We start from the raw sequence: 26,841 nt of genomic DNA on the forward strand, positions 1-26,841 counted from the left end.
CTTAACAGATCGTCGAGGACGACCTGGCCGCCACGGCCGAGCGCCAGATCACTTGACAGCTTTCGCTTTTCGACTTGGTTGTGTTCGCTGGGCGCGCTTCGCTGGGCCCCTCCGGGCGGGCGTACTTACCGGAGCATTAAGCGAGATGGCCGGCGCAACCCAGCGTCGAAGGAATTCCCGGAGCTCCTTGCCGCGATGCGGCGGGCGTCCCGGGTCGATAACCAATGACTGGAAGATCCGCAGCATGAACTCGACCAGTCGATCAAGTTCATCGTCGATGATGCCCACACTCGCCCAGTCGACGTTGAACCGCTCGACTATCGAGCGGCCGAATGTCATGGCGGTGTCGGAGGTGACGCCGGCCGAGAACGTGCTGGCCTTGCCCGGGGTCAGGAGCAGGCTCAGGTATCGCTCGTGCGGAAGCCTCTCCAGCGTGTGGGCGATTCCTTCGACAACCGCTTCGGCCGGGTCATGAATCCTGCGTACATGTGCGGCCAGGCTGTCCAAGAACGGGCCGACCTCCGCGATCGAGGTCGCAAACAGCAGCGCTTCAGTGCTCGGGAAGTAGCGGTAGACGGTCTGCCGGGTGACACCCACGTCCTTGGCCACGTCGGAAATGCCGAAGTCCGTGCCGAATTCGTCGATTCTGCGCCGCGCGGCGTCGAGGATTCGGGCGATCGCCTCGTCGTCGTCAGCCGGCTTCGCGCCGGACCACCCGTGTGTTCGCATCAGCAACAGGATCCCATACGTCCACTACAGCAACCTTAAGGTCACCGATCTGCCCTCCGTGGCGACCATTCACTAATCCATCAGTGTATGGTCGAAAAGAGGCGGCGGAGGAGGATGCGATGACCATCGAAGAACAGCTGCGTGCGGGGGTGCTCGACACCGAACTGACCCGACGAGCACTGCAGGTGGTACTCGACAAGACCACCGACATGGCCGATGACGTTCTCAAAGTTCCTCTGCATTATTACCGCGATCCCAAAATCACCGAGATTGAGGAATCTCAAATCCTTCGGCGCACGCCATTGGCCGTCCTTCCCAGTGCGCAGGTCGCCGCGCCCAATGACTACGTCGTGCGCTCTGTGTTGGGTGATTCGCTCCTCATCACCCGCGACAAGGACGGAAACAGTCACGTGTTCTTGAACTACTGCCGCCACCGGGGAGCCATGCCGGCCTGCGGATCGGGCAGCGCAACACGTTTCACCTGCCCGTACCACGCGTGGACGTACAGAAACGACGGAAAGCTGTTCAGCGTTCCTGGCAATGCGGGTTTCTCCGCCATGGACAAGGCTGACTACGGACTGGTCGAGTTGCCCCATCAAGAACGGCACGGCTTCATCTGGGCGGTGTTGACCGCCGATGCCGACATCGATGTCGACGGACACCTCGGCGGCCTCGGCCTGGATCTGGCGGCGCTGGACTATGCCTCGTTCGGATACCACGACTACCGCGAGTTCGAGTCCGAGGTGTCCTGGAAGGGCGCGTTGGAGGCGTTCGCGGAGTCCTATCACTTCCCATTTGTGCACGGCGGGAGTCTCATTGGCCAGAACACGTTGGCCAACACGTCCATCCACGACCGCTTCGGAAAGCACCATCGGATGGGCTTTCCGTTCAACTGGATCACCAACCTGGACAATGATCCTGGTGGCTCCTGGGATGTCCGTGACAACATGGGCGTCATCTACTGGATCTATCCAAACCTTGTCCTGGCCAACAGTTCTGTGGGCGTGGAGGTCATCGACATCCTGCCCGCGGGATCACCCACCAGATGCACGGTCCGGCACAGTTGGCTGGCCCGCATTCCCGCTGCCGACGACGAAACACGCGCGGGTTACGACATGATCTTCAATGCCGTTCATGCGGCGGTGCGCGATGAGGACTTCGCAATGCTGCCGCAATGCGGCGAGGGCGTTCGTCACGGCCAGCACGACCATATGATCATCGGCCGCAACGAAATCGGGGTTCAGCACATGATTAGCGTCTTTGCTCAGGAACTCGGAATAGCCCTGGGCTGACTGCGTGTCACCAGGGTGCGAAGTCGCTTGCGTTCTCCCGGTCGACCAGCGCATCGCCGCCCTGTGCCGATTGCGGTGCCACCGCGGGTGATCGCCGGTCGACCCGCAGGAAGCTGCCGGTGCGTACCGTCCCGAGGATGTCGGTAGGTTCGCCGTTTGCCACGACCTGCTGGCCGCTGATGAACACCGCAACGACGGTGGCGTCGTTGCGGTTCACCATGCGTGACAGACCACCGTACTGTTCGACGCGCTCTTCGGCGTACTCATCCAGGGAGTCGTCGAGACGCTCGGGATCGATGATTGAGAGGTCCGCTCGGTCACCGATGCGGAGGTGGCCGGCGTCGATCCCGTACCAGTCAGCAATTTCACCACTGAGGCGGTGTACGGCGTGTTCGACTGTCATGAAAGGTGTTCCGGCATTTTCCGCGTCACGCACGTGCCTCAGCAGCCGCATACCCATGTTGTAGAAGGCCATATTCCGCAGGTGCGCCCCCGCGTCGGAAAAACCCAACTGGGTGTAAGGCTCCTTGGCGAACTTCTTGAGCACTTCGGGCCGATGATTGGAGATCGTGGTGAACCAGCGGAGCTTAGTGCCGTGTTCAAGCACCAGATCGAGGAATGCGTCGACGGGGTGCAAGCCGCCGCGGTCAAGGCCGACCTCGCCGAACGACTTTCCGATGACGGACCGGTCCGGGCAGTCGGTGATCTCCGCGTCGAAGAAGTCGCGGTGCCACACCCGAATCCCGAACCTCTGGTCGTAGTCTTTGCGGAACCGCCGCCGATAGGCCTCGTCGCGCATCAACTCATCGCGTTCCAGACACTCCGCCAGATGCATCGCTTCCTGTCCCGATCCGAATTCCTCGAAGATGACGAAGTCGATGCCGTCGGCGTAGACGGTGAACGGCACCGGAAGATGCTGAAAGCGGAAGTTGGCGCCGAGCGTATTGACCGCCGTGGCCAGTCCCTTGAGGAAGTAGAACGCCAAAGGATTTGACTTGGCGTCTGCCGCGGCCAGCAGGCTGGTTTTCAGCGGCTTGCGGTACAGCCCAATCGATTGCAGCGCCTGGAAGATCATCCTCAGCGGCATGGCGATGTCGGGAGCCGATTGCAGGATGCGGCCCCGTGCGCGGACAAGCTTCTCGAGTCGGCGGTTCTCTCGCCATTTGGCGTACGTCGACGGCAGCGTGCGTGACCGGCAGATCTGCCCGTCGAGCTTGTCGAAGCGAAGTTGGTTGGTTGACAACCCGATGAAGCCGGCGTCCAATGCCTCGGTCAGCATTCGCTCCATGCGCGCCACTTCGGCGCGGGTCGGCTTGATGCCGTCGTCGGTGGAGCGCTCGAGTCCCATGGTGACGGTGCGAATGTCCGAATGTCCGATGAAAGAGCACAAGTTTGGGCCCAGTGGCAGGTCCTCTATCGCGGCGATGTACTCCTCGCTGTTGCTCCACGTCTTGTGCGCGCCGATCGACTTGATCACGTATTCGCGGGGGATGGCCTCGACACGGCCGAACAGGTCGCCGGCCTCCTCAGCATCGACGTGAATCGTCGATATCGAGCACGATCCCGTTGCGACCGTCGTCACGCCATGCCGGACCGACTCTGCTAAGCCGGGGCCTTCCAAGACCTCGATGTCATAGTGCGTGTGAATGTCGAGGAACCCCGGGACCACCCACTTTCCGGACGCGTCAATGACATTCGGGCAACCGGATCCATCGAGTTCCTGTGTTGACACCGCGGTCACATGTCCGGCGGAAATTCCGATGTTGCGGACTGCCGACGGCGCTCCGGTCCCGTCGAACCAGCGTCCGTTGCGGATGATCGTGTCGTATGACATACCCGTCCCTCGCCTGTGGATCGGCAGTCGTGTGGTGGCACTGCGCACTTCTTGATTGACCATACGCCTCTGCGTAAGTGGATGGTGACTGAATGCCCGAGTTCCAGCTCGGCTGCCGGGAATGCCCGCGCCGCGCCTTGGCTAGAGCTTGAAGCGTCCCGCGAAGCCCCGCAGGGGGAGGTCCGCGCTCGTCAGCAGTCCCGGCGGGGCGTCGACGACGGACTTGATCGCGTTGAGGGCGGGCAGGCCGGTGACGGTCATGCCGATGGAGGCGAAATTGTCGGGGTTGGACAGGTCGACACCGGGCTTCGGGAAAATCATGTGCTTGTTGTAGACGCAGGGGTCGCCCTTGATCTGAGTGATGTAGCAGCCCTTGATGTCCCAGCTCGGGTCGGTGTGCGCGGTCATCTGCCACTCAAGGTGCGTCTCGACCCTGGGCACACCGTTGACCATGCCCTGGTACTTGATGTAGTTGCCGCCGAGGGAACCCTTCGGCATCTGGTACCAGCCCAAGTCGACGTCCTTCGTGCACGCACCGAGTTCATAGCTGAACTTGACTTCGTCGAGTTGGATGTCGAAGCAGTCGGCCATCATCAGCACGCTGTCGGCGAAGACGCGGGTGTACTTCTCCAGCTTGGCTGGGATGCTTGGGTCGTCCACGGGCAGGCCGTAGCCGACCTCGATCCAGGTGTCCTTGCTGTGGTGACAGGACACGTCTACCGACTCGATGGTCGTGACATTCTCGATCTCGGCGACATCTGCTGAGCACACGACTCCGAGAATTTGGTTCAGGCCGGGATTCATGCCAGTGCCGTAGAAGCTGACCTGACCCTTTTCGCAGGCTTCGGCCAGCAGTTGGGTCACCGGCTTGCCCGACGGGTGGGGATGGTTTTTGTCCCGGTGCCAGCCATTGATCCAGTCGGCAGTGGTGACGATATTAATGCCGGCCTCAAGGACTTTCACGTAAAGATCCTCGTCGGGAAAGACCCCGTGGAAGGTGAGCACGTCGGGTTTGGCCGCGATGATCTCCTCGATCGTGCCGGTCGCCTTCACTCCGATCGCGGGGAGGCCGACGATCTCGCCGGCATCGCGGCCGATCTTCTCGGGCGAATAGCAGTGCAGGCCAACAAGTTCCAAATCAGTGCGCTCACCGAGCCGCTTGATCATCTCCGAGCCGACGTTGCCGGTGGCTACCTGGAACACACGGACGGGAGCGTTCATTCGATTCGGCCTTTCGGTTGATGGTGCGTCGTTTGAGGGTTGGGGGAGAATGGGGTTAAGTCTTGAAGCGGCCGGCGAATCCGCGTAACGGGATGTCGGCGCTGGTCAGCAGTCCTGGTGGCGCCGCGACGACGGAGGAGATGGCGTTCAGGGCGGGCATGCCGGTGATCGTCATGCCGATCGAGGCAACCGCTTGCGGCGAACGGATGTCTACGCCCGGCTTGGGGTGCATCATGTGCTTGCTGGTGATGCACGGGTCGCCCTGAATCTTGGTGATGTAGCAGTGCTGCACCTTCCAGCGCGGCTCGGTGTGCCGCGTCATCTGCCATTCGAGGTGCACCTCGACTTTGGGCACGCCGTCCACAATGCCCTGGTATTTAAGGTAATTCGCGCCCAGCGAACCCTGGGGAAGCTGGTACCAGCCCAGGTCGACGTCCTCGGTGCAGGCACCCAGTTCGTACGAGAAAATTACGTCGTCGAGTTCGAGTCCGAAGCAGTCCGCCATCAGATACACCCCGTCGGCGAACACCCGGGTGCCCACCTCCAGCATTCCCGGGATACGCGGATCCTGCACCGGCAGGCCGTAGCCGCACATCCGCCATGACTCGACCGAATGGTGACAGGAGACGTCGACCGACTCGATGACCGTGATGTTCTCGATCTCGGAAACGTTGCAGGAGTTGACCACTCCCAGGATTTGGCACAGCCCCGGATTCATGCCGGTGCCGTAGAACGTCGAGCCGCCCTTCAGGCACGCTTGCTGCAGAACTTCGGTGGTCGACTTGCCGGAGGCATGCGGGTGGTTCCGGTCCCGGTGGTGACCGGTGATCCAGTCCGCCGTCGTGACGATATTGATCCCTGCCTCAAGGACTTTCACGTAGAGGTCCTCGTCGGGGAACACGCCGTGGAAGGTCAGTACATCGGGCTTGGCGTCGATGATCTCGTCGACCGAACCCGTGGCGATGACGCCGTTGGGTGCCAGGCCGGCGATTTCGCCGGCATCCCGGCCAACCTTTTCCGGTGTGTAACAGTGTAATCCGATTAGCTCGAGATCCGGCTGGCTGGCGATGCGTTTGATCATCTCGGTCCCGACGTTGCCGGTCGCGACCTGAAACACCCGGATCGGTGCGCTGGTGGTCATAGAATTCAGTGAGCCTGCGCGGTCGTCGATTGCAGTTCGGCGGCACTGCCGCCTCGTCCGTCGGGATAGAACTGTCGGGCCCAATTGCGGAGCGCGGTGAAACCCTCGAACTCTGACGAAGACAGTGCGGGCGGGTCCGAATAGCGTTGGTGCGACCAGATATAGACGTCCTGCTTGAACTGCCGGATGACGTCCTGGCCAAACTGCTCGGCCTTTGCCTCGTGCCGAGGTGTGTCTTTGCCGGGCACCCGGCCGATGTACACCGTGAACCGCACGTCGGAGGTGTGCTCGTCGACGGGGGTGACCGTCGACATGGTCCGGTTGTCGATCATGCCTGAACTCTTGGTCACCGCGATACCGAGCCCGCCGTTGATCGCCTCGACACCGCTGTCGATGTCGTCGATCGATTGGTTTTCGTCACCCTCGAAGGTGATGGTGAAGTCGACGTAGGACGTCGGCTGATCGAAATCGTGCCGCGTGAAGACCGGCACGATCGGCGTCTTGTGCACGAATTTGAAGTGGGCGACGTCGACACCGTTTTCCATCACGTACTGCGGATGCAACTCCTGGTTGGGCTCGTACATGGTCTGGCGGGGGTAGTAGTCGGCCAGACTGCTGCCGTCCTCGAAGCTGGCGAAGATGTCGGGCACATCGAAGAACGGCTCACGACCCTCGACGTCGTGCCAGATGTAGGCCGACTCGTTGCGTTCGACCACGGGGTAGGTGCGCATCTTGCGTCCGCGGTTGGGTCGGTTCTCGTAGGGGATGCAGACGTTGCGGCCCTCATGGCTCCACTGCCAGCCATGAAAGGCGCACTCGATGACCTCGCCCTCGACGTGACCGCCGAAACCCAAGTGGGCGCCCAGATGTTCGCAGTAGGCGTCCATCACCGTCAGCCGCCCCGACTGCGCCCGCCAGGCCACCATTTCCTGGCCGAAGTAATGCATCTTGTGCACGTCGCCGACGGGAATCTCGTCCGACCACGCGATCTGGAACCAGCCGGTCGGCTTCATCGACAGCGGCGGCTTCGCCATCCGAACTCCTCTACCTGGCGCGTTGGGCTGCACCTGAAACGTCGTCTCGCAAGAAGCATAGTGGCGCTAATGGGAAAACCAAAGAGGGCTCTGTGAATCATTGAAATGCGTGGTCGGGCGGTTAACATCTGCATGATGACCGATACGGATGTTCAGCCGCAGCGCACCAACCGACGCGGTGATGCCTCGCGCGAGAACATGCTGGAGGCGGCGTTGAAGGCATTGGCTACCGGCGATCCCGGAGCGGTGTCGGCGAACCGGATCGCCAAGCAGATCGGAGCCACCTGGGGTGTGGTGAAGTACCAGTTCGGCGACGCGGACGGGTTGTGGGCCGCGGTATTACATCGGACCGCCGAGCACCGCGCAGACCTGTTCGTGCCTTCCGACACCGCGGTGCCACTGCGACAACGAGTTGCGGCGATCATCGACACTCTCTACGACGGGCTGACTGCCACTGACTCCCGGGCGATCGAGAACCTGCGCGCCGCCCTTCCCCGGGACCCGGCCGAGCTCGAACGCCTTTACCCGCGTACGTCCGCTGAACTCCAGTCGTGGGGGCGGGGTTGGCTGGAAACCTGCCAGAACGCCTTCGCTGACCTGAATGTCGACACCGAACGGGTGCGCGCGGTCGCCACATTCATTCCGGGGGCAATGCGCGGCATCACCTCAGAGCGTCAGCTCGGTAGCTATTACGACCTCGATCTGGCGCGGCGGGGGCTCACCGATGCGATCGTGGCGTACCTGGAGTCGTCCGCTTCGAGCGGCCCCGGCGACCGAAGTGCTTCTGGGACTTAGCTTTTCGATTTTAGGCCATCGAGTTCGAAGGCCCCCGCCCGCGAGTAGCCGGGCGTTTGGTGGTGCGCCGTCAGGGTTTCGAACCCCGGACCCGCTGATTAAGAGTCAGCTGCTCTACCAACTGAGCTAACGGCGCTTGGTCGGCCGAGACCGCGCACGCGACAATAACAGGTAACGCGTCGCGGAGCGAAATCTCCCGGCCCTCTAGTGTAGAGGCTTCGGTGGTCGGCAGTCATCGCGTTTGCGGACTGCCGCGTCCTGGCCTAGTGTCGCTTGGCTTGCGTCATAAGTGGTCCGGTATTACCGCGTCCAGCGGCCGGGAGCCTTTAGAATGTCTTGCAGTCAATTGGGGTCAGTGGTGACCGAATAAGCGGGATCATATGGAAGGTCGCTTGATGATGCCTTTGCGGGCCAGTCGATCGTGGCTGGCTATCGCGCTGAGTCTGTTTGCTGTGTTCGGCGCTGCGTGCAGCGGTAACCATGCCGCCGCGCCGGCGAAGGTCATCTTCGACAAGGGCACCCCGTTCGCCGATCTGCTGGTTCCCAAGCTCACCTCCTCGGTAACCGACGGCGCCGTCGGCGTCACGGTCGACGCGCCGGTCACGGTCAGCGTCGCCGACGGGGTGCTGGCCTCGGTCACCATGGTCAACGACAACGGCAGGGCGATCAGCGGCCAGCTCAGTCCGGACGGACTGCGCTGGTCCACTACCGAACAGCTTGGCTACAACAGGCACTACACGCTGAACGCGAAGGCGCTCGGGCTGGGTGGGGCGGCCAGCCGTCAGATGAGCTTCGCGACCAGCTCGCCGGCTCACCTGACCATGCCCTACGTCAACCCTGGCGACGGCGAGGTGGTGGGCATCGGCGAGACGGTGGCCATCCGGTTCGACGAGAACATCGCCGATCGCGCGGCGGCCCAAAAGGCAATCGTCATCACCACCAACCCGCCTGTCGAGGGCGCGTTCTACTGGCTAAACAACCGCGAAGTGCGTTGGCGCCCAGAGCATTTCTGGAAGTCGGGCACAGCCATCGATGTTGCGGTCAACACCTACGGTGTCGACCTGGGCGACGGGATGTTCGGCGAGGACAACGTCAAGACGCACTTCACCATCGGCGACGAGGTCATCTCCACCGCCGACGACAGCACCAAGATGGTGACCGTCCGAGTCAACGGTGAAGTCGTCAAGACCATGCCCACGTCGATGGGCAAGGACAGCACCCCGACGGCCAACGGCGACTACATCATCGGCGGGCGGTTCAGGCACATCATCATGGACTCGTCGACCTACGGCGTTCCGGTCAACTCGCCCAACGGATATCGCACCGAGGTCGATTGGGCCACACAGATGTCCTATAGCGGTGTCTTCGTGCACTCGGCGCCATGGTCGGTCGGAGCGCAGGGCCACACCAACACCAGCCACGGATGCCTGAACGTGAGCCCGAGCAATGCCGAGTGGTTCTACGACCACAGCAAGAGCGGTGACATCGTCGAAGTCATCAATACCGTCGGGCCGACGCTGCCGGCCACCGAGGGGCTCGGTGACTGGAACATGCCCTGGCCGCAGTGGAAGGCGGGCAACGCCAACACCTGATCCCGGGCAGGCGACCCGGGCTTTGTGCCGTGTGTTGTAGCTTCCGTCATTTTTCATTCATTCATCCGTTGGTCCGAACCGCGTAAGGTGCCGGGACTATGAGCACTCCTTCGCCCGGGCAGGGTTGGTGGTTGGCGTCTGACGGCCAGTGGTATCCCCCTCGCTGGGAGACCAAGTTCTTCCACTGCACCGATGAGGCTTTGGAAGCCGTGATAGACGAGGCCAGCCGTCAGACGAAGACCTACGGCGAACAGGGTTGGGAGATCGTGAACTCCGCGGTGCAACGCACCCAGGTCACCCACCACTTCAGTGGCTTTGACAAGGGCGGGGAGTTGCGTTTCGAGTGGAGCATCGTCTGCACCTTGAAAAGGCCGCTGCGCCCCGGCGCCTAACGCGGCCGGGCCGCGCGCAATGCCGCGCACCAATGCGGCGCGACAAAGAAAAGATCAAAGGGCAGCATTGCCCCTTGATCCGTTGGGGTGAGTGACGGGACTCGAACCCGCGACATTCAGGATCACAACCTGACGCTCTACCAGCTGAACTACACCCACCATGGCTGCCTGCCGGCCCAGGGCCCGCACGAGCAGCGACTGTAGATACTAGCCGCTCGTTGGCTCGGTAGCCGAATCGTTTCCACCCGTGCCCTCGATATCGGCGGCGACCTGCGCGATCTCGCTGGTAGACGGCCCCGGCAATGGCACGAACGCGGTACGTCGATAAAACTGCAGCTCGCGGATCGACTCCTTGATATCGGCCAGTGCTCGGTGGGTGACCCCCTTGGCCGGCTGGCCGAAATAGATGCGGGGGTACCAGCGCCGGCACAGCTCCTTGATCGAGCTGACGTCGATCATCCGGTAGTGCAAAAAAGAGTCCAGATCGGTCATGTCGCGGGCGATGAAGGAGCGATCGGTGGCGATCGAATTACCCGCCAGCGGCGCCGTCTTGGGTTGCTTGACGTGTTTGCGGATGTAGTCCAGCACCATCGCCTCGGCGGTCGCCAGGTCGACGGTGGATGCCTTCACCTCGTCGATCAGCCCCGAGCGCGTGTGCATCGCGGTGACCACGTCGACCATCGACGACAGCGCGGCGTCGTCGGCGTGGATCACTACGTCGACTCCGTCGCCGAGAATGTTCAGGTCGGCGTCGGTGACCAGCGCTGCGATCTCGATCAATTTGTCCGAACCCAGATCCAGTCCGGTCATCTCGCAGTCGATCCACACCAATTCGTCCCGCACAGCGCTCAGCGTAAGCCCACGTGAGCCCTGCCGACGCCGCCCCCTGGCAAGTAGTGTGGGCGATGCTTTGTGGGGACCGACAGGAAAAGGGGTGCTGCACGATGAGTACCGAATCGGCGGACGGCGGGCCCGCGCAGCGAATTGCCAGCGGCTACGCCGTTCACGGCCAGGCCCTGGAGTTGGGCACGGTAGTCGTCGACGGCACCGTCGATCCGACCGCCCAGGTTCGCATCCCGCTGGCGACCATCAATAGGCATGGCTTGGTGGCTGGAGCGACCGGTACGGGTAAGACCAAGACGCTGCAACTGATCGCCGAACAGCTGTCCGCCGCGGGAGTTCCCGTGCTGATGGCGGACGTGAAGGGCGACCTGTCCGGTCTCTCCGCGCCGGGGGAGAGCAACGACAAGACCGCCGCGCGCGCCAAGGACACCGGTGATGCCTGGGAGGCAACGGGATTCCCGGTCGAGTTCCTGTCGCTGGGCACCGACGGCGTCGGCGTGCCGATTCGGGCGACGGTCGCCAGCTTCGGCCCGGTGCTGCTGTCAAAAGTGTTGGGTCTCAACGCTACTCAAGAGTCGACTCTCGGCCTGATTTTCCATTGGGCCAACGACAGAAACCGTCCGCTGGTCACTCTGGACCAGCTGCGTTCCGTCATCAGTTACCTGACCAGCGACGCGGGCAAGGAAGAGCTGAAAAACCTGGGCGGGGTGTCGCCGACGACGGCCGGTGTCATCCTGCGGGCCCTGGTGAACCTGGAAGGCGAGGGCGGCGACACGTTCTTCGGCGAACCGAAGCTCGATTCGCGCGACCTGCTGCGGTCCAACGGTCAGGGGCAGGGCGTCATCTCGCTGCTGGAGTTCACCGGTCAGTCGTTGCGCCCGGTCATCTTCTCCACCTTCCTGATGTGGTTGCTCGCCGACCTTTTCACCGTGCTGCCCGAGGTCGGCGACGTGGATAGGCCCAAGCTGGTCTTCTTCTTCGACGAGGCACACCTGCTCTTCACCGATGCGTCGAAGGCATTCCTCGAGCAGGTTGAGCAGACCGTCAAGCTGATTCGTTCCAAGGGCGTCGGGGTGTTCTTCTGCACCCAGCTGCCCACGGATCTGCCCAACGACGTCCTCTCGCAGTTGGGCGCCCGGGTCCAGCACGCCTTGCGCGCATTCACCCCGGACGACCAGAAGGCGCTGTCGAGGACCGTGCGCACCTATCCGAAAACCGATGTCTACGACCTCGAGTCGGCATTGACGTCGCTGGGCATCGGCGAGGCCGTCATCACCGTGCTGTCCGAGAAGGGCGCTCCGACGCCGGTCGCGTGGACGCGCATGCGAGTGCCGCGGTCGCTCATGGGGGCCATCAGCCCCGACGCGGTCGTCGCCGCCGCGAAAGCCAGTCCGCTGCAAGCCAAATACGGCCAGACGGTGGAACAGCCGCCGGATCCTCAAGTGCTCCAACCGCAGGGGCCGCCCTCGCAGGCGCCGGCCCCGCGGGGGCAATACGACCCACTGCCGTCCTATCCGGACACGTACGACATACCGCCGATGCCGGAGCCGTTCGAGCCGAAGGGCCCGGCCATGTGGGAGGAAGTGCTGAAGAACCCGGACGTGAAGGACGTCATCAAGAGCAGCATGCGCGAACTCATCCGAGCCAGGTTCGGCGGCGGCCGGAAGTAGCGGCTACCCGCCGCCGAGCTTCTTGTAGAAGCTGCCCACGATTGGGGCCACGATGGCCCGCGGGGCGTATCCGCTGCCGACCGACATCGCCTTCGACGTCAATCCGGGCACCACACGCATCTTGTTGCGCGCCAAGGCATCCAGTGAAATCTGGGCCGTGTGCTCGGTCGAGATCCACAGGAAATCGGGTACCAGTTTTTCGACCAGCGATCGCTCGGCGTCATCGGGTAGGTCGGTGCGCACCGGACCGGGAGCCAGCAGCGTGACGTGCACACCCGAGCCGCGCAGTTCGCCGCGCAGCGATTCGCTGAAGGTGTTGGCGAACGCCTTGGTGGCCGCGTAGGTCGCGTTGTAGGGGATTGGCGAATTCCCGGCTGCCGAACCGGAAATCAGGATGCCCCCGCCCTTGCGCTCGATCATTCCCGGCAGCACCGCCAACGTAAGGTCATGTACCGCAATGGCATTCAGCTGCACCTGCGCCTTTTCGCCGGCCGGGTCAAGCCCGGCAATCGGACCGAAGGTCGCCGTCCCCGCGTTCGCGCACAGGATGGAGATGTTCCGCGTGGCCAGTTCGTCGCAGAGCTTGGCGCGTTCGGCCGGGTCGGCGAGGTCGCCCGGTCGCACCTCGACCGCGACGCCGTACTTGTCGGTCAGGCGCGCGGCCAGATCGTTGAGCAGATCTTCGCGTCGCGCGGTGACGATCAGGCTGTGTCCCCGAGCGGCCAGCTCGGTGGCCAGCGCCGCGCCGATGTTCTGCGAAGCCCCGGTGACAACGGCACGCGCGTCGGGACTGGGAGTTGGAATCGGCATGGGGCAATCGTAGACAAGCCGGCGCCGCCCACCCGTAGCCACCGCGAGCGCCCCATCACCGGGCGCGGCGAGTCGGTCGCCGGACACATAGAGTGCCGGGCATGGGTCAGCCGGAATTGGCTTCGGGCAAGGTGGGGCGATCCCGGATCGTCGCGTGGGCATTGTGGGACTGCGGCTCGACCGGCCTGAACGCGATCGTGGCGACGTTTGTGTTCTCCGTCTATCTGACCAGCAGTGTGGGGGTGGGCATCTCCGGCAGCACCACACCGGCGAGCTGGTTGGGGCGGGCCGGGGCGCTGGCCGGGCTGACGGTGGCGCTGCTGGCTCCGCTAGTCGGTGTGTGGGTGGAATCACCGCATCGCAGGCGGGTGGCGCTAAGCGTGCTGACCTGCCTGGCGGTGGCGCTGACCTGCGCGATGTTCTTTATTCACGATCGCCCCGGCTACCTGTGGGCGGGGTTGGTGCTGTTGGGCGCGACCGCGGCCTGCGGGGACCTGGCCAGCGTTCCGTACAACGCCATGCTGCGCCAGCTTTCGACGCCGGCAACCGCAGGCCGGATTTCCGGCCTGGGCTGGGCCTCGGGATACCTGGGCAACGTCGTGTTGCTGATGGTGATCTATGTGGGATTCATCTCCGGATCCGGCTCGGGCCCGGACGCGGTGCGTGGGCTGCTGCGGTTGCCTCTGCACGACGGGCTCTACGTCCGGGTGGCGATGCTGGCGGCCGCGCTGTGGCTGGCGGTGCTGGGTCTACCGTTGCTGCTGGTCGCCCACCGGCTACCCGCCCCGACGGAGGTCTACCAACCGGCGAGCATGCTCGGTGGCTATCGCAAGCTGTGGAACGAGATCTCCGCGGAGTGGCGCCGGGACCGCAACCTGGTCTACTTCCTGGGAGCCAGCGCGCTTTTCCGCGACGGGCTTTCGGCGATATTCGCCTTCGGCGCTGTGCTGGGTGTCAACGCCTACGGCGTCACGCCGGCCACTGTGCTGATATTCGGTGTGGCGGCCAGCGTGGTGGCCGCGATCGGCGCGATACTTGGTGGTTCCATCGACCACCGGGTCGGTTCCAAACCGGTCATCGTCGCGTCGCTGGCGGCGATCGTCACGGTAACGGTCACGCTGATGGTGCTGTCCGGCCCGGTGGCCTTCTGGACGTGCGGCCTGCTACTGGCTTTGTTCATCGGGCCGTCGCAGTCGTCGGCGCGGGCCCTGCTGCTGCACATGGTCAAGGACGGCAGGGAGGGCGTGGCGTTCGGGCTGTACACGATGACGGGTCGGGCGGTCGCGTTCGTGGCGCCGTGGCTGTTCTCGGTCTTCGTCGACGGCTTCGGTGCCGTGCGGGCCGGGCTGGGCGGAATCGCGGTGGTGCTCATCGCCGGGCTGCTGGCGATGCTGGTGGTTCGGGTCCCGCCGCGCCATGGCGCCGCGGTGGCCGAGCAGTCCTAACGCCCTGCGTCGCAGATGGTGATGCCGGCCCCGGTGCGCTGGCGCATCTGAACGCCATCGACGGTGAGCGTGCAGGTGACGTTGTGGCCGATGTTGATGATCGTGACGCTCGCCGGATGCGCGGCTGACTGGGACAGGGTGACCTGTTTGCTCCACGGCAGAGCGACGTTGAACTCGGTCTGGATGACGTCGCCGGTGTCCCAGTAGGTGACGCTGATCGCGCGTCCGTCGCCGTCGACGTTGTAGACGACGTTCTGCATCGCGCCGGGAACCGTCGTTCCGGGCGACGTCGCACCGGGCGGCGGCAGCGGTGTCCGGGTGCGCGGCGTCGGTATGCGCGTCGAGGGTGAGGGAGTCGGCGATTCTGAACTTGACCCGGGCATGGCGGGCAACGGCGGCACGACGGTCTGGTCTTTGATGGCGCCGTTGGTCAGCACCAGCGCGATCAGCAACGCGACGACCAGCAGCACCGCCCCGCCGGCGGCGATCCACAGCCAGCGCGGCGACCTCGGGCCCTCCGGTGGCGCGGGAGGTAGCCCGTCGGGCGGCAGACCGCCACCCGGCGGGGGCTGGTCTTGCTGCCAATACGCCGGCAACCGGGTGGTCGGGTTGGTTTCGTTCAGCCCCGGCGCCCACTGCGGGGCGTAGCCGCCGTAGGTGGACGCGTACGGCGCCTGGTCGGCGTACGCCGGATCAGGCGGAGGCGCATAGTGCGGGCCCTGCGGCCCGGCCGGTCCAGAACCCGAGAGAGGAGGAGAACTAAACCGCTCGGTTCGCCGCGGATCGTTCATGTCCACCTCATGATTTGCAGGGTACCTGTGCTCCATGGGTGGGTCAGCGAAGTTGACCGCCTGCTCCCAGCGCGGCGACGGTCATCGCCCGCATGACATCGCGTGAGCGCACCGCGCGGCCCGGCTTGTCGGGCGACTTGATGCTGTGTTGTGTCGAGTTCAGCAAGCCGAAGACCGCGTGCGCGGTCAGCCGGGCCTCCGCTTCGGCCAGCACGGGGTTCAGCTCGCGCAGTACGGCCACCCATACCTCTACATATTGTCGTTGCGCCTTGCGCACCTGGCGCTCGGCGGCGACGGGTAGGTGTGTCAGGTCGCGATCCTGGATGCGGATCAGGTCTGGCTCGCCCAGCGCGAAGTCGAGATGAAAATCGATCAGGCCATCCAGCGCCGTGGCTGCATCCGGGTGTCGGGCAGTGACGTCGCGAGCTCCGGCCAGTAGCCGGGTGCTGATCCCGACCAACAGCTCGACGAGCATCGATTCCTTATTCGGGAAATGCCGGTAAATGGCCGGGCCACTGACGCCGGCGGCCGCGCCGATATCTTCCAGCCGTACCGCAAGAAAACCGCGTTCGGCGAATAGTCGTTCGGCCGCGGACAAAAGTTGTAGGCGCCGGTCAGACTTCAACTGGCTGCGACGATTTGGGGCGTCAGGCTGGCCCTCGGAGGCAGACGTTCTCATGGCGAACCTTCGTTAGGTTAATCGCCGCTAACCTAACATGAGTTATTCGCTATTAACTCAACTCGCGCAAGAATGCGGATACCTCGCCGACGTCGGCACATTCAGCGACGGTCAACCGCCAGCGCTTTGCCCAGGGCAAAGCCAATGGGGCACGACCTGACGAGGAACCAGCAACCCCGGGGTCCCTCAGGCGGGGCGCAACTCGCAGGTGGGCCAGGGTAGTTGGAACATGGACGTTTCAAACTGACCCGCTACCCGGCCGGCGAACCTGGACGCGGTAGCGCGCACGATGGTATTCTCAGCGCCAGTTAATGATGATTAACTGAAAGCGGCAGGACGGCAAGGAGGCCGGAGGTGACTGTGTCCGTGGCGGCTGCGCCGTCGTTCGCCGAGGAGCACCGCCGGTTGGTCGGTGAGTTGAACGCAAAACTCGCGGTCGCGGCTCTGGGCGGCAACGAGCGTGCGCGCGAACGACATGTCAGCCGCGGCAAACTGTTGCCGCGCGAGCGGGTGGATCGTCTGGTTGATCCGGGCAGCCCCTTTCTCGAGCTGTCCCCGCTGGCCGCCGATGGCATGTACGACGACGAATCCCCCGGCGCCGGAATCATCACCGGAATCGGCCGGGTATCGGAGCGCGAATGCGTGATCGTCGCCAACGACGCGACGGTCAAGGGCGGCACCTATTACCCGATGACGGTCAAGAAGCACCTGCGCGCGCAGGAAGTCGCGCTGCAGAACCGATTGCCGTGCATTTACCTGGTCGACTCGGGCGGCGCGTTCCTGCCACGCCAAGACGAGGTGTTTCCCGACCGCGAGCATTTCGGGCGAATCTTCTTCAACCAGGCGACCATGAGCGCCACGGGGATTCCGCAAGTGGCGGCGGTGCTCGGTTCGTGCACGGCGGGCGGTGCCTACGTGCCGGCGATGAGCGATGAGGCGGTCATCGTCCGCGAGCAGGGCACGATTTTTCTCGGCGGCCCGCCACTGGTCAAAGCCGCCACCGGAGAAATCGTCTCGGCCGAGGATCTGGGCGGCGGCGATCTGCACTCGCGGGTCTCCGGCGTCACCGACCACCTCGCCGACGACGACGAGGACGCGCTGCGCATCGTGCGCGCGATCGCCGCGACGTTCGGCCCGCGTGAGCCCAGCCCGTGGCAGATCCGACAGCCCGTCGAACCCAAGCACGCGCAGACCGAGCTCTACGACGTCGTGCCTCCCGATCCGCGAGTCCCCTACGATGTGCACGAGGTCATCGTGCGGCTGGTCGATGGCGGCGACTTCAGTGAATTCAAAGCAAAATACGGCAAGACGCTGGTGACCGCCTTCGCCCACATCCACGGCCATCCCGTGGGCATCATCGCCAACAACGGGGTGCTGTTCAGCGAATCCGCCTTGAAAGGCGCACATTTCATCGAGCTGTGCGACAAGCGCAACATCCCGCTGCTGTTTCTGCAGAACATCGCCGGCTTCATGGTCGGCCGTGACTACGAGGCAGGCGGCATCGCCAAGCACGGCGCCAAGATGGTCACCGCGGTCGCCTGCGCGCGGGTGCCCAAGCTGACCGTCGTCATCGGCGGATCGTATGGGGCGGGCAACTATTCGATGTGCGGCCGGGCCTACTCGCCGCGCTTCCTGTGGATGTGGCCCAACGCACGGATTTCCGTCATGGGCGGCGAGCAGGCCGCGTCGGTGCTGGCCACCGTGCGCGGCGAGCAACTCAGCGCGGCGGGCAAACCCTGGTCGGCCGACGAGGAGGAGGCGTTCAAGGCGCCCATCCGGGCCCAATATGAAGACCAGGGCAATCCGTACTACTCGACAGCGCGCTTGTGGGACGACGGCATCATCGACCCGGCGGACACCAGAATGCATGTCGGGCTTGCCCTTTCGGCGTGCGCTCAGGCACCGCTGCAACCCGTCTCCTACGGCGTATTCCGGATGTGAGTGCCATGTTCGAGACCGTGTTAGTGGCCAACCGCGGCGAGATCGCGGTGCGGGTGATCCGGACACTGCGCCGGCTGGGCATCCGGTCGGTCGCCGTGTACAGCGACGCCGACGCCGGCGCGCGGCACGTGCGTGAGGCCGACACCGCTGTGCGGCTGGGCCCGGCCGCGGCACGCGAAAGCTACCTGAATATCGAGAAGGTGCTCGACGCCGCGGCACGCACCGGGTCGCAGGCGATCCATCCGGGCTACGGGTTCCTTTCCGAGAACGCACAATTCGCCGCCGCTTGCGAGCGCGCGTCCGTGGCGTTCCTCGGTCCGTCGGCCCGGGCGATCGAGGTGATGGGCGACAAGATCACCGCCAAGAACGCCGTCGCCGCCTTCGACGTGCCCGTTGTCCCCGGGATCGCCAAGCCGGGACTGACCGACGACGATCTGGTCGCCGCGGCCGGCGACATCGGTTACCCGGTGCTCATCAAGCCGTCCGCGGGCGGCGGCGGCAAGGGCATGCACCTGGTGGACGAGCCTTCCCGGCTGCGCGAGGCGCTGCTGCGCGCCCGGCGCGAGGCCGCGTCATCCTTCGGCGACGACACCCTGTTCCTGGAACGATTTGTGTTGCGGCCGCGGCATATTGAGGTGCAGGTGCTCGCCGACAGCCATGGCAACGTGGTGCATCTCGGCGAACGGGAATGCAGTCTGCAGCGGCGTCACCAGAAGGTCATCGAGGAGGCGCCGTCGCCGCTGCTTGACCCGCAGACCCGCGCGCGGATCGGGGCGGCGGCCTGCAACACCGCCCGCAGTGTGGACTACCTCGGCGCCGGCACCGTGGAATTCATCGTCTCCGCCGATCGTCCCGACGAGTTCTTCTTCATGGAGATGAACACCCGGTTGCAGGTGGAACATCCGGTCACCGAGGCGATTACCGGGCTGGACCTCGTCGAGTGGCAGCTGCGCGTCGCCGCCGGCGAGAAACTGACCGTAGCCCAAGACGATATCCAGCTACGCGGCCACGCCATCGAAGCCCGGATATACGCCGAAGACCCCGCGCGGGGATTCCTGCCCACCGGCGGGGAAGTGCTGCAGGTCGTCGAACCCGCGGGTGTGCGGGTGGATTCCTCTCTGCTGGCCGGCACGGCGGTGGGCAGCGACTACGACCCGATGCTGAGCAAGGTGATTGCCCATGGGGCAGATCGCGACGAGGCGCTCGCGTTGCTCGATCGGGCCTTGGCGCACACCGCGGTGCTGGGCGTGCAGACCAATGTCGAGTTCCTCCGCTTCCTGCTGTCGGACGATCGCGTGCGTTCCGGCGACCTGGACACCGCACTGCTCGAGGAGCGACTGCCCGACTTCGCGCCGCTCCCGGCGCCCGACGATGTGCTGGCCGCCGGCGGCCTCTACCGGCAGTGGGCCCTGGCGCTGCGCGCGAAAGGCGATCTGTGGGCCGCGCCGACCGGGTGGCGCGTCGGCGGTGTGGTGGCGCCCGTGCGCACCGCGATGAGCACCCCGCTGCGCACCGAGACCGTGTTGGTGTGGGGTCCGCCCGAGGCTGCCGAGGTGCAGGTCGGTGCGGGCGAGATCGCTTCGGCGAGTGTGCAAGTCGAGCCGGATCGGATGAGCGTGACACTGAACGGGTTGCGCCGCGATTACCGGTGGGCCGAAGCCGGCCGGCACTTCTGGATCGCCGATGAGCGCGGAACGTGGCTGCTGCGCGAAGCCGAAGAGCAGAAGATCCATCGCGCGGCCGGCGAGCGGCAAGCCGAGATTCTCAGCCCCATGCCCGGCAATGTGATTGCGGTGCAAGCGGAGTCCGGCTCCGAGGTCGCCGAGGGCGATGTGGTGGTCGTCGTCGAGGCGATGAAGATGGAGCACTCGCTGAGCGCGCCCGCAGCGGGACAAGTCGAGGTGCTGGTGTCCGTCGGCGATCAAGTCAAGGTCGATCAGGTATTAGCAAGGATCAAGGATCAGGAATCATGACGACAACGATTACCGCGGGAACGCTTCCCAAGGAATACGAAGACCTGCGCGACACGGTGTCCGACTTCGCGCGCACTGTGGTTGCCCCGGTATCGGCGAAACACGATGAGGAGCACAGCTTCCCGTACGAGGTCGTCGCCAAGATGGCTGAGATGGGGCTGTTCGGTCTGCCGTTTCCCGAGGAGTACGGCGGCATGGGCGGTGACTACTTCGCGCTGGCGCTGGCGCTCGAGGAACTCGGCAAGGTCGACCAATCCGTGGCGATCACCCTGGAGGCCGCGGTAGGGCTCGGCGCCATGCCGATCTATCGGTTCGGTACCGAGGACCAGAAGCACAAGTGGTTACCCGACCTTGTGGCCGGCCGCGCGCTCGCCGGCTTCGGGCTGACCGAGCCCGGCGCGGGATCGGACGCCGGGGGCACCCGGACGACGGCCAAGCTCGACAACGGTGACTGGGTGATCAACGGATCCAAGCAATTCATTACCAACTCGGGCACCGACATCACGTCGCTGGTCACCGTCACCGCGGTTACCGGCGCCCTGGCTAACGACAAAAAAGAGATCTCGACCATCATCGTCCCCAACGGCACAACGGGTTTCACCGTCGAGCCGGTCTACAACAAGGTCGGCTGGAACGCGTCGGACACACACCCGCTGACCTTCGCCGACGCCCGCGTCCCGGAGGAGAACCTGCTGGGTGTTCGCGGCAAGGGGTACGCGAACTTCCTGTCCATCCTCGACGAGGGTCGCATCGCCATCGCCGCGCTGGCGACCGGGGCGGCGCAGGGCTGCGTCGACGAAAGCGTCAAGTACTCCAAGGAGCGCCAGTCGTTCGGCCAGCCGATCGGTTCCTACCAAGCCATCAGCTTCAAGATCGCCCGGATGGAGGCGCGCGCCTACGTCGCGCGCACCGCGTACTACGATGCAGCCGCAAAGATGTTGGCGGGTAAGCCATTCAAGAAGGAGGCGGCCATCGCCAAGATGATCTCGTCGGAGGCGGCAATGGACAATGCCCGCGACGCCACCCAGATTCACGGCGGTTACGGCTTCATGAACGAGTATCCGGTGGCCCGTCACTACCGGGACAGCAAGATCCTCGAGATCGGCGAAGGCACCACCGAGGTGCAACTGATGCTGATCGCGCGCTCGCTGGGGCTTGGATGACAGGCGGAGCGACCGATGGCAAATCGGTTGTCCAGCGCGGGTTGTGGTTCGAGGAGTTCGAGATCGGGACCACCTATCTGCATCGTCCGGGCCGCACCGTCACCGAGGCCGACAACGTGCTGTTCACCACGCTGACGATGAATACCCAACCGCTGCATCTCGACGCGGCGTGGGCCGCCGAGCAGCCGGGCTTCCGGGGCGAGCGGCTGGTGAACTCGATGTTCACGCTCTCGACGCTGGTCGGGTTGTCGGTGACGCAGCTGACGCTGGGCACCATCGTGGCGAATCTGGGTTTCTCCGAGGTGGCGTTCCCCAAGCCGCTCTTCCACGGCGACACCTTGTACGCGGAGACTGTGTGCACCGACAAGCGGGAATCGAAAAGCCGCCCAGGCGAAGGCATCGTGAGCCTCGAACACACCGGGCGTAATCAGCTCGGCGATGTGGTCGCACGGGCGGTCCGCAAGACCCTGGTACAGAAACGACCCGCGGACGAGGAGTCCCGATGAACCTAGGCGCCGCCGGGCCAGGGTGGCTGTTCTGCCCGGCCGATCGCCCCGAGCGTTTCGAGAAGGCCGCCGCGACCGCCGATGTGGTGATCCTCGATCTCGAGGATGGCGTGGCCGAAGTGGACAAGCCCGCTGCCCGCAAGGCGCTGCAGGACACGCCGCTGGACCCGGAACGCACCGTGGTGCGGATCAACGCCGCCGATACCGAGGAATACCCGCGCGACCTCGAAGCGCTGGCCACCACCGCATACACGACGGTGATGCTGTCCAAGACCGAATCGGCCGCGCAGGTCGCCGCGTTGGCGCCGCGCGACGTGATCGCGCTGCTGGAGACGCCGCGCGGCGCGGTCTTCGCGACCGAGATCGCCGCGGCGCCGGGCACTGTGGCGCTGATGTGGGGCGCCGAGGATCTGGTCGCCACGCTCGGCGGTAGCTCCAGCCGCAAGGCCGACGGCACGTACCGCGACGTCGCCCATCACGTGCGGTCGACGGCCCTGCTGACGGCGTCGGCCTTCGGCCGGGTTGCGCTCGACGCGGTGCATCTGGACATCCGCGACCTCGACGGATTGCGCGAAGAAGCCGAAGATGCGGTGGCGTTGGGTTTCGCGGGAACGGTGTGTATCCACCCGAGCCAGATCCCGGTGGTGCGCCAGGCATTTCGGCCCAGCGAGGAGAAGCGGGACTGGGCGCGACGGGTGTTGGCGGCGGCCAAGACCGAGCGCGGGGTATTCGCGTTCGAAGGGCAGATGGTTGACTCGCCGGTGCTCAAGCATGCCGCGATGGTGCTGCGGCGAGCGGGGGACTAGTCAAGCAACGCGGAGGCCGCGATCACCGCATCGCGGTCAACGACGGCCTGGAAACTCATAGCCTCAAATAGCCTGAGCCACCGACAAAAAATCTTGCTGAGTAGCCGCGCAAATGCTTTGGAAATCGGGCAATTTAAGATGCGGATGCGGCGGGTGGGGACGAGTCCGGTCTCCGCACACCTGCAACCTGCAGCGGGATAAGGCAAGCTACATTCCGCCGGTCCAATGCCACCGGCCGCTGCGCACCGACACCGTGGAGAGGTATGGGCAACCAGCAGTATTTTCCGTTCGTCATCGTCGTGGTCATGCTGGCCCTCGGGCTGACACTGACCGTCGACGATTTCAAGCGGGCCGCCACGCTGCGCCGCCCGCTGTTGGTCGCGCTGATCTGCCAGTCCTTGCTTCTGCCCACCCTGTGCCTGCTGATCGCCGAAGCCTTCCATCTTCAGCCGACTCTGGCGATTGGGCTGATGCTGATGGCCGCGACGCCGGGCGGCACCACGTCGAGTGTGCTCAGTCACCTGGTCAGGGGAGACCTGGCGCTCAATGTCACGTTGACGGCGATCAACGCCGTGCTGTCGATCTTCACCCTGCCGGCGATATTGGCGATAGCGATGACCTGGTTCCGCGGCGACGGACATTTCATCCCGCTGCCGCCGGGTAAATTCGTCACGGTCTTCGGGTTTGTGCTCATTCCCGTCGCGATCGGCATCGCGATACGACATCGACTCCCCGGGTTTGCCCTGCGCGTTCAGCAGCCGGTCCGCATTCTCGCGGCGGTGTTGTTCGTGGTTGTCGTCGTCACGTCGATCGCCGCAGGCCACAAGACTCTCTTCAATAATCTCGGCGTGCTGAGCGGCGCCGTGGTGTGCTTCTGCGCCGTGAGCCTGACGGTCGGCTATCTCGTGCCACGCTGGATGCGGCTGGCCCCCCGGCAGGCCATCGCCATCAGCCTGGAGATTGGAATGCACAACGCCGCCTTGGCATTGGGCATCGCACTGAGCCCGCAATTACTCAACAGCATGGATATGGCCATGCCGGCCGCGGTTTACGGTGCTCTCGCACCGCTGATCGCCTTGACGTTCATCGTCGTCGTGCGCCGGTTCGACTCTTCCTTCCGCGACACCGCCAACGCCGATACCATCAGCTCCGATACCGTCGGCTCCGATACCGCCAACGCCGATACCACCAGCTCCGATACCGCCGGCTCCGATACCACCAGCTCCGATACCGCCGTGGACGAACAACCCGCTTAGGGGCGCCTACTTCTGTCGTGCCGCCGCCAGGCGGTCAGCGAACGCCGGCGACTGGATCGAGTGTGCTTGCGGCCCAAGCTCAGTGCGCATAGCGAGGAGGTGTTGCTCGTCGTCCAGCGACCCCAGGCTGGCCGTGGCGCGCATCGTGGCCTTGGTCGCTACGACCACCTCACGCGGTGCCGCCGCCGGCCCCGCCGCCAGCTCCAGCGCGGCGGCGACGGGGTCGTCGGCCACACTGAGCGCCAACCCGTGCCGCACGGCGGCTTCGGCGTCGAAGCGCATGCCGAACAACAGTGCCGCCCGCGCGGCTTGCGGACCGATCGCCCGCTGCAGCATCCAGGTGGCGCCCCCACCGGGGTGCAGCCCCAACTTCTGGAAACGAGCGTCGAACAACGCGGCGGGCCCGGCGATACGTACATCGGCGGCCAGGGCCAAGTTCAATCCAGCGCCGACCGCCGCGCCGTTGACCGCTGCGATGGTCGGCAGCGTGCAGCTCCCCACGGCCATGAAACCGTCGTAGAGCCGCTGCAGACCCGATTCCGCTCCCGCGCTGCCTGCCGCGCCCAGTGCGCTCAGGTCGGCGCCGGCGCAGAACGCTTTGCCCGCTCCGGTCACCACCACGGCATGCACGTCGGGATCGGCCTCGGCCCGTTCGACAGCGCCACGCAGCAACGCCGACGTCTCGCCTGTCACCGCATTGCGTCGATCGGGGTCGTTGACGGTAACGAGCGCGACGCGATTGGCCACGCTGTACAGGACGAGGTCGGATTGGGCCATCGGGCAAGCGTACTTCGCGAGTTTGCCGGGTTTTCGAGCCCGGCTCCGCGCCGGCCGGCGCAGACAAGAGGCTTTTGAGAATCCTTCAAGGGCGTGTCGCGATGCTGCAGGAGAACACCGAACATCCACGGAAGGAGGCCTTCGATGGTCTACACACTGGACGCCGTGCGGATCACCACCGCACGCTGCGCAACTCGGCTAGCGCTGGTCTCGTTGGTGCTGGCCGCCGCCGTCCTGGCGGGAATCGCTGTGGTCAGCCGCAACGTGCCCGCGTCGGGCGACACGTGCTCGGTCCGGCATGCGACCAGCCAGGATGCCGATGGGCGCACGATGTGGTGCGACCGGGCAACGATCGGACGCCACGACCTGGTCTGGCAGTACAACTGGGCTTAGACCACGGGTCGTGCAGGTAACGAAAGTAACCACGGCTTAACGCAGCGATGACGAAGCCGCTGAATCATTTCTCATGTGTATGAATGCGTGAGGAGTGGTCTATGAATTTGCGAGGTGCTTCCGGTGTTCGCAGCGGCGTGGCGAAGATGACGGTCGCGTTCGTGCTCGCCGCCGTGCCCGCGGTCGGTCTGAGTATCCCGGTGCATGCGGCTCCCAGTGATGTGGAGCCTGCGGCACCGCCGTCGTCCACTTCGCCACAGCCGCCACCCCCACCCCCGCCGGGGCGGCAGAGCAGCCCAGACTACGGGTGGAATTACGGCGCCGACGGTGGCGGCGGCGGTGGTGGCGGCGGCTGATGCGCCGTTAGCGGCGGTGTGCGCTAAGCCCACCTGGGTCCCGGCACGCCTCCCGCTGACACTGATCACCGCGATGGTGGCGACGCCGAAGCAGATCGACGCGTAGGCCAGACTTCCGGTTGGCGCGCCGTCGGCGGTGACGCCGCCCGTCGCGCCGAGGTAATCGGGCAACGCGCTTCCCCGGAGCGCCGCGAGCATGACCAGAACGGCCCACGCTAAACATCGATAGGTCAAGTGGCACAACAGTTTTCGGTTGCCCCGAGGATGCGTCGGATACCGTTGCCCCATGACGAAGACATCTCGCCGCTCGAGCATCGCAACGTGGGCCGGGGCACTGCTCCTCGGCGCCGGCCTGCTGGTCCACAACGCCCCGCCGACGTCGGCCGATGTGTGCGACGACGGCCGTGCACCGGCGGGTAGCTGCACCGATCCCGCGCCCCCGCAGGACAATCCGGGGTGGCTGCAAGCCATTCAGCAGCGCGACCCACAATTCGCCGACTCGTATGCGGCGATGCGTGAGCGCATCCTGAAAGACGGTGCCATTCCGGCCAAGTACAAGCTGCTGATGGGCATGATCACTGACACGATTGCCGCGCACCCGGACGGTGTCAGGACGCTGGCGGACAACGCGCGAGCCGCGGGCGCATCGGAAGCCGAGATCACCGAGGCGGTCGAGGTCGGCTACCTCTACGGCGGCACCGCATCGCTGGTGATGGGTGCCAACGCGTTCCACGGCGGCTAGGATGGCCGCCGCGTCGACGTCGACGCGGGCTCGTTCGTAGGGGAGAAGTACCGGTGCGGATTAACGCGGCGATCACCGCTGCCGGCCTGGCTTGTCTGGTCGGCCTGTTGGGTTCGGGCATTGCCCGCGCCAACCCCGGCCAGGAGCAGGAGGCATGCCAGCTGATGGACGATCCCGCGGGTCCCCAATCGGGCTACACCCCAGCCGAATACGCCTTCATGATGCTGCGCGCGAAGATGTCGGCTCAGGGCGCGCGGGACATCATGTCCCAGGCGGTCCAAGATTATTGCCCGAACCACATCGTCGATTTACCGGCCAGCTGGCGTTAATGGCGGAATTAATTCGGCGGCGGAATTGGTGCGGCGACTGTTTAGGAATGCGCTAGCCGCGCGCGCCGGGTCCGTCGACGACCAGGCCCGAGCAGCCGTGCCGGCACCGGATCCGGTGAATGATCCGCCCGACCGGGTGGCCATTTGACGAGTACTGATACCAGACGAGTGCGTCGGCGAGCCCGTCGCATTTTCGGCATCTTTCGGTTTCACGTTTGTACATTGCATCCTCCATCCGGAGCGAGGGAAACGTCCAACGTTGGGCGACTTGAATTTAAAGTACATGAGTGTTATTCATCAGGCACTTTCCCGCGCCGAAGAGGCGATTAGA

General features: G+C 64.8%; 27 protein-coding genes and 2 tRNA genes. 16 read left to right on the forward strand and 13 right to left on the reverse strand.

Annotated elements, in window-relative coordinates; all coding sequences use genetic code 11:
• Positions 1-48: 48 nt before the first annotated feature.
• Entirely contained in the window at positions 49-729 is a 681-nt protein-coding gene (locus tag MNAB215_RS19345; protein WP_077080244.1) for a TetR/AcrR family transcriptional regulator, read from the reverse strand.
• A gap of 119 nt (positions 730-848) precedes the next feature.
• Here MNAB215_RS19345 and MNAB215_RS19350 point away from each other — a divergent pair, with 119 nt between their 5' ends.
• The gene (locus MNAB215_RS19350; RefSeq protein WP_077080245.1) at positions 849-2,021 is read left to right on the forward strand and encodes an aromatic ring-hydroxylating oxygenase subunit alpha; all 1,173 of its coding nucleotides are present in this window, start codon (positions 849-851) and stop codon (positions 2,019-2,021) included.
• 7 nt (positions 2,022-2,028) lie between these two features.
• On the opposite strand, the gene MNAB215_RS19355 is transcribed toward MNAB215_RS19350, so the two are convergent.
• From MNAB215_RS19355 to MNAB215_RS19370, 4 genes are all read right to left on the reverse strand, one after another.
• Positions 2,029-3,855, reverse strand: coding sequence for an N-acyl-D-amino-acid deacylase family protein (locus MNAB215_RS19355; protein ID WP_077080246.1), 1,827 nt, complete (start codon positions 3,853-3,855; stop codon positions 2,029-2,031).
• A gap of 141 nt (positions 3,856-3,996) precedes the next feature.
• Complete coding sequence (locus MNAB215_RS19360) at positions 3,997-5,076, reverse strand: NAD(P)H-dependent amine dehydrogenase family protein (protein WP_077080247.1); 1,080 nt, start codon at positions 5,074-5,076, stop codon at positions 3,997-3,999.
• Positions 5,077-5,131: 55 nt separating this feature from the next.
• Positions 5,132-6,217 (reverse strand): NAD(P)H-dependent amine dehydrogenase family protein, encoded by a 1,086-nt coding sequence (locus MNAB215_RS19365; protein ID WP_077080248.1) that lies wholly within the window; start codon positions 6,215-6,217, stop codon positions 5,132-5,134.
• 5 nt (positions 6,218-6,222) lie between these two features.
• Positions 6,223-7,251 (reverse strand): aromatic ring-hydroxylating dioxygenase subunit alpha, encoded by a 1,029-nt coding sequence (locus tag MNAB215_RS19370; protein ID WP_077080249.1) that lies wholly within the window; start codon positions 7,249-7,251, stop codon positions 6,223-6,225.
• A 135-nt stretch (positions 7,252-7,386) separates the two neighbouring features.
• Between MNAB215_RS19370 and MNAB215_RS19375 the strand changes: the two genes are divergently transcribed.
• Complete coding sequence (locus MNAB215_RS19375) at positions 7,387-8,046, forward strand: TetR/AcrR family transcriptional regulator (RefSeq protein ID WP_077082161.1); 660 nt, start codon at positions 7,387-7,389, stop codon at positions 8,044-8,046.
• 60 nt (positions 8,047-8,106) lie between these two features.
• Here the strand turns inward: MNAB215_RS19375 and MNAB215_RS19380 are convergent.
• Positions 8,107-8,182 (reverse strand) — tRNA-Lys (locus MNAB215_RS19380).
• Between the two features lie 244 nt (positions 8,183-8,426).
• Between MNAB215_RS19380 and MNAB215_RS19385 the strand changes: the two genes are divergently transcribed.
• Positions 8,427-9,638, forward strand: coding sequence for a L,D-transpeptidase (locus MNAB215_RS19385; RefSeq protein WP_077080250.1), 1,212 nt, complete (start codon positions 8,427-8,429; stop codon positions 9,636-9,638).
• 98 nt (positions 9,639-9,736) lie between these two features.
• A complete protein-coding gene (locus MNAB215_RS19390) occupies positions 9,737-10,030 on the forward strand; it encodes a hypothetical protein (protein WP_077080251.1) in 294 nt (97 codons plus the stop codon).
• An 83-nt stretch (positions 10,031-10,113) separates the two neighbouring features.
• Here the strand turns inward: MNAB215_RS19390 and MNAB215_RS19395 are convergent.
• Together MNAB215_RS19395 and orn are read right to left on the reverse strand one after the other, a co-directional pair.
• Positions 10,114-10,189 (reverse strand) — tRNA-His (locus tag MNAB215_RS19395).
• A 48-nt stretch (positions 10,190-10,237) separates the two neighbouring features.
• Entirely contained in the window at positions 10,238-10,873 is a 636-nt protein-coding gene (gene orn / locus MNAB215_RS19400) for an oligoribonuclease (RefSeq protein WP_077080252.1), read from the reverse strand.
• A gap of 101 nt (positions 10,874-10,974) precedes the next feature.
• Between orn and MNAB215_RS19405 the strand changes: the two genes are divergently transcribed.
• Positions 10,975-12,543, forward strand: coding sequence for a helicase HerA-like domain-containing protein (locus MNAB215_RS19405; protein ID WP_077080253.1), 1,569 nt, complete (start codon positions 10,975-10,977; stop codon positions 12,541-12,543).
• Between the two features lie 3 nt (positions 12,544-12,546).
• Here the strand turns inward: MNAB215_RS19405 and cmrA are convergent, their stop codons facing one another.
• Complete coding sequence (gene cmrA / locus MNAB215_RS19410; RefSeq protein WP_077080254.1) at positions 12,547-13,353, reverse strand: mycolate reductase; 807 nt, start codon at positions 13,351-13,353, stop codon at positions 12,547-12,549.
• A gap of 101 nt (positions 13,354-13,454) precedes the next feature.
• Between cmrA and MNAB215_RS19415 the strand changes: the two genes are divergently transcribed.
• A complete protein-coding gene (locus tag MNAB215_RS19415; protein ID WP_077080255.1) occupies positions 13,455-14,798 on the forward strand; it encodes an MFS transporter in 1,344 nt (447 codons plus the stop codon).
• Here MNAB215_RS19415 and MNAB215_RS19420 read toward each other — a convergent pair.
• Both MNAB215_RS19420 and MNAB215_RS19425 read right to left on the reverse strand, forming a co-directional pair.
• Positions 14,795-15,589, reverse strand: coding sequence for an MmpS family transport accessory protein (locus MNAB215_RS19420; protein ID WP_077082163.1), 795 nt, complete (start codon positions 15,587-15,589; stop codon positions 14,795-14,797). The genes MNAB215_RS19415 and MNAB215_RS19420 overlap by 4 nt on opposite strands.
• 43 nt (positions 15,590-15,632) lie before the next feature.
• Complete coding sequence (locus tag MNAB215_RS19425) at positions 15,633-16,268, reverse strand: SACE_7040 family transcriptional regulator (RefSeq protein WP_077080256.1); 636 nt, start codon at positions 16,266-16,268, stop codon at positions 15,633-15,635.
• Positions 16,269-16,622: 354 nt separating this feature from the next.
• Here MNAB215_RS19425 and MNAB215_RS19430 point away from each other — a divergent pair, with 354 nt between their 5' ends.
• The 6 genes from MNAB215_RS19430 to MNAB215_RS19455 all read left to right on the forward strand — a co-directional run bounded on the left by MNAB215_RS19430 (position 16,623) and on the right by MNAB215_RS19455 (position 23,913).
• Positions 16,623-18,209, forward strand: a complete 1,587-nt coding sequence (locus MNAB215_RS19430; RefSeq protein ID WP_425436481.1) for a carboxyl transferase domain-containing protein — start codon at positions 16,623-16,625, stop codon at positions 18,207-18,209.
• 5 nt (positions 18,210-18,214) lie between these two features.
• The gene (locus tag MNAB215_RS19435; RefSeq protein WP_077080257.1) at positions 18,215-20,182 is read left to right on the forward strand and encodes an acetyl-CoA carboxylase biotin carboxylase subunit; all 1,968 of its coding nucleotides are present in this window, start codon (positions 18,215-18,217) and stop codon (positions 20,180-20,182) included.
• Complete coding sequence (locus tag MNAB215_RS19440; RefSeq protein WP_077080258.1) at positions 20,179-21,345, forward strand: acyl-CoA dehydrogenase family protein; 1,167 nt, start codon at positions 20,179-20,181, stop codon at positions 21,343-21,345. Before MNAB215_RS19435 ends, MNAB215_RS19440 begins: the two co-directional genes overlap by 4 nt.
• Entirely contained in the window at positions 21,342-21,851 is a 510-nt protein-coding gene (locus MNAB215_RS19445; protein WP_077080259.1) for a MaoC family dehydratase, read from the forward strand. Before MNAB215_RS19440 ends, MNAB215_RS19445 begins: the two co-directional genes overlap by 4 nt.
• Positions 21,848-22,657: an HpcH/HpaI aldolase/citrate lyase family protein gene (locus MNAB215_RS19450; protein WP_077080260.1), complete on the forward strand. Its 810-nt coding sequence runs from the start codon at positions 21,848-21,850 to the stop codon at positions 22,655-22,657. The genes MNAB215_RS19445 and MNAB215_RS19450 overlap by 4 nt, the downstream gene beginning before the upstream one ends.
• A 263-nt stretch (positions 22,658-22,920) precedes the next feature.
• Entirely contained in the window at positions 22,921-23,913 is a 993-nt protein-coding gene (locus tag MNAB215_RS19455) for a bile acid:sodium symporter family protein (protein WP_083746179.1), read from the forward strand.
• A gap of 6 nt (positions 23,914-23,919) precedes the next feature.
• On the opposite strand, the gene MNAB215_RS19460 is transcribed toward MNAB215_RS19455, so the two are convergent.
• On the reverse strand, positions 23,920-24,690 hold the full coding sequence (locus MNAB215_RS19460; RefSeq protein WP_077080261.1) for an enoyl-CoA hydratase: 771 nt from the start codon (positions 24,688-24,690) through the stop codon (positions 23,920-23,922).
• 144 nt (positions 24,691-24,834) lie between these two features.
• On the opposite strand from MNAB215_RS19460, the gene MNAB215_RS19465 reads away from it, so the two are divergent.
• The 4 genes from MNAB215_RS19465 (at position 24,835) to MNAB215_RS19475 (ending at position 26,510) form a co-directional block, all read left to right on the forward strand.
• Positions 24,835-25,083 carry a hypothetical protein gene (locus MNAB215_RS19465; RefSeq protein WP_077080262.1) on the forward strand — a complete coding sequence of 83 codons (249 nt, stop codon included), beginning with the start codon at positions 24,835-24,837 and terminating at the stop codon, positions 25,081-25,083.
• 101 nt (positions 25,084-25,184) lie between these two features.
• Positions 25,185-25,439 carry a hypothetical protein gene (locus MNAB215_RS29485; protein WP_131829142.1) on the forward strand — a complete coding sequence of 85 codons (255 nt, stop codon included), beginning with the start codon at positions 25,185-25,187 and terminating at the stop codon, positions 25,437-25,439.
• A 286-nt stretch (positions 25,440-25,725) separates the two neighbouring features.
• Entirely contained in the window at positions 25,726-26,181 is a 456-nt protein-coding gene (locus tag MNAB215_RS19470) for a carboxymuconolactone decarboxylase family protein (protein WP_077080263.1), read from the forward strand.
• A 59-nt stretch (positions 26,182-26,240) separates the two neighbouring features.
• Entirely contained in the window at positions 26,241-26,510 is a 270-nt protein-coding gene (locus MNAB215_RS19475; protein ID WP_077082165.1) for a hypothetical protein, read from the forward strand.
• A gap of 52 nt (positions 26,511-26,562) precedes the next feature.
• Here the strand turns inward: MNAB215_RS19475 and MNAB215_RS29790 are convergent, their stop codons facing one another.
• Positions 26,563-26,733, reverse strand: a complete 171-nt coding sequence (locus MNAB215_RS29790) for a hypothetical protein (RefSeq protein WP_165691588.1) — start codon at positions 26,731-26,733, stop codon at positions 26,563-26,565.
• Positions 26,734-26,841: the final 108 nt, after the last annotated feature.

This window comes from Mycobacterium numidiamassiliense, from assembly GCF_900157365.1.
Classification (GTDB): Bacteria; Actinomycetota; Actinomycetes; order Mycobacteriales; family Mycobacteriaceae; genus Mycobacterium; species Mycobacterium numidiamassiliense.

Coding starts and splice junctions, on each gene's coding strand:
- MNAB215_RS19345 (WP_077080244.1), bottom strand. CDS start 729: ATGCGAACACACGGGTGGTCCGGCGCGAAGCCGGCTGACGACGACGAG.
- MNAB215_RS19350 (WP_077080245.1), top strand. CDS start 849: ATGACCATCGAAGAACAGCTGCGTGCGGGGGTGCTCGACACCGAACTG.
- MNAB215_RS19355 (WP_077080246.1), bottom strand. CDS start 3,855: ATGTCATACGACACGATCATCCGCAACGGACGCTGGTTCGACGGGACC.
- MNAB215_RS19360 (WP_077080247.1), bottom strand. CDS start 5,076: ATGAACGCTCCCGTCCGTGTGTTCCAGGTAGCCACCGGCAACGTCGGC.
- MNAB215_RS19365 (WP_077080248.1), bottom strand. CDS start 6,217: ATGACCACCAGCGCACCGATCCGGGTGTTTCAGGTCGCGACCGGCAAC.
- MNAB215_RS19370 (WP_077080249.1), bottom strand. CDS start 7,251: ATGGCGAAGCCGCCGCTGTCGATGAAGCCGACCGGCTGGTTCCAGATC.
- MNAB215_RS19375 (WP_077082161.1), top strand. CDS start 7,387: ATGACCGATACGGATGTTCAGCCGCAGCGCACCAACCGACGCGGTGAT.
- MNAB215_RS19385 (WP_077080250.1), top strand. CDS start 8,427: ATGGAAGGTCGCTTGATGATGCCTTTGCGGGCCAGTCGATCGTGGCTG.
- MNAB215_RS19390 (WP_077080251.1), top strand. CDS start 9,737: ATGAGCACTCCTTCGCCCGGGCAGGGTTGGTGGTTGGCGTCTGACGGC.
- MNAB215_RS19405 (WP_077080253.1), top strand. CDS start 10,975: ATGAGTACCGAATCGGCGGACGGCGGGCCCGCGCAGCGAATTGCCAGC.
- cmrA (WP_077080254.1), bottom strand. CDS start 13,353: ATGCCGATTCCAACTCCCAGTCCCGACGCGCGTGCCGTTGTCACCGGG.
- MNAB215_RS19415 (WP_077080255.1), top strand. CDS start 13,455: ATGGGTCAGCCGGAATTGGCTTCGGGCAAGGTGGGGCGATCCCGGATC.
- MNAB215_RS19420 (WP_077082163.1), bottom strand. CDS start 15,589: ATGAACGATCCGCGGCGAACCGAGCGGTTTAGTTCTCCTCCTCTCTCG.
- MNAB215_RS19425 (WP_077080256.1), bottom strand. CDS start 16,268: ATGAGAACGTCTGCCTCCGAGGGCCAGCCTGACGCCCCAAATCGTCGC.
- MNAB215_RS19435 (WP_077080257.1), top strand. CDS start 18,215: ATGTTCGAGACCGTGTTAGTGGCCAACCGCGGCGAGATCGCGGTGCGG.
- MNAB215_RS19440 (WP_077080258.1), top strand. CDS start 20,179: ATGACGACAACGATTACCGCGGGAACGCTTCCCAAGGAATACGAAGAC.
- MNAB215_RS19445 (WP_077080259.1), top strand. CDS start 21,342: ATGACAGGCGGAGCGACCGATGGCAAATCGGTTGTCCAGCGCGGGTTG.
- MNAB215_RS19450 (WP_077080260.1), top strand. CDS start 21,848: ATGAACCTAGGCGCCGCCGGGCCAGGGTGGCTGTTCTGCCCGGCCGAT.
- MNAB215_RS19455 (WP_083746179.1), top strand. CDS start 22,921: ATGGGCAACCAGCAGTATTTTCCGTTCGTCATCGTCGTGGTCATGCTG.
- MNAB215_RS19460 (WP_077080261.1), bottom strand. CDS start 24,690: ATGGCCCAATCCGACCTCGTCCTGTACAGCGTGGCCAATCGCGTCGCG.
- MNAB215_RS19465 (WP_077080262.1), top strand. CDS start 24,835: ATGGTCTACACACTGGACGCCGTGCGGATCACCACCGCACGCTGCGCA.
- MNAB215_RS29485 (WP_131829142.1), top strand. CDS start 25,185: ATGAATTTGCGAGGTGCTTCCGGTGTTCGCAGCGGCGTGGCGAAGATG.
- MNAB215_RS19470 (WP_077080263.1), top strand. CDS start 25,726: ATGACGAAGACATCTCGCCGCTCGAGCATCGCAACGTGGGCCGGGGCA.
- MNAB215_RS29790 (WP_165691588.1), bottom strand. CDS start 26,733: ATGTACAAACGTGAAACCGAAAGATGCCGAAAATGCGACGGGCTCGCC.